1 rRNA gene is annotated in these 561 nt (G+C 50.6%); it reads left to right on the top strand.

Annotated features, from left to right (window positions below):
- A 23S ribosomal RNA gene (locus tag ABD873_RS10625) occupies positions 1–561 on the top strand; the annotation flags it as partial.

Genomic DNA, 561 nt, shown 5'->3' with positions numbered 1-561 from the left:
CTTCACTGGCGAGGTTAAGCGATTAAGTCGCGGAGCCGCAGCGAAAGCGAGTCTGAATAGGGCGTATAGTCAGTGGAGGTAGACGCGAAACCTTGTGATCTACCCTTGGGCAGGTTGAAGGTTGGGTAACACCAACTGGAGGACCGAACCGATAAACGTTGAAAAGTTTCCGGATGACCTGAGGGTAGGGGTGAAAGGCCAATCAAACTGGGAAATAGCTCGTACTCCCCGAAATGTTTTTAGGAACAGCGTCGATATTAGAGTCTTATAGAGGTAGAGCTACCGATTGGGTGCGGGGGAGTCAAATCCTACCAAATCCAGACGAACTCCGAATGCTATGAGATATGATCGGCAGTGAGGCTTTGGGTGCTAAGGTCCAAGGCCGAGAGGGAAAGAACCCAGACCATCAGCTAAGGTCCCCAAATGTGTTCTAAGTTGAACTAACGAGGTCCGGTTGCCCAGACAGCTAGGATGTTGGCTTGGAAGCAGCCATTCATTTAAAGAGTGCGTAACAGCTCACTAGTCGAGCGACCGGGCGTGGATAATAAACGGGCATCAAGA

Source organism: Sphingobacterium thermophilum (genome assembly GCF_039541675.1).
Classification (GTDB): Bacteria; Bacteroidota; Bacteroidia; order Sphingobacteriales; family Sphingobacteriaceae; genus Sphingobacterium; species Sphingobacterium thermophilum.
The sequence above is the reverse complement of the archived record's forward strand: the minus strand, read 5'-3'. Positions and strand labels throughout refer to the sequence as shown.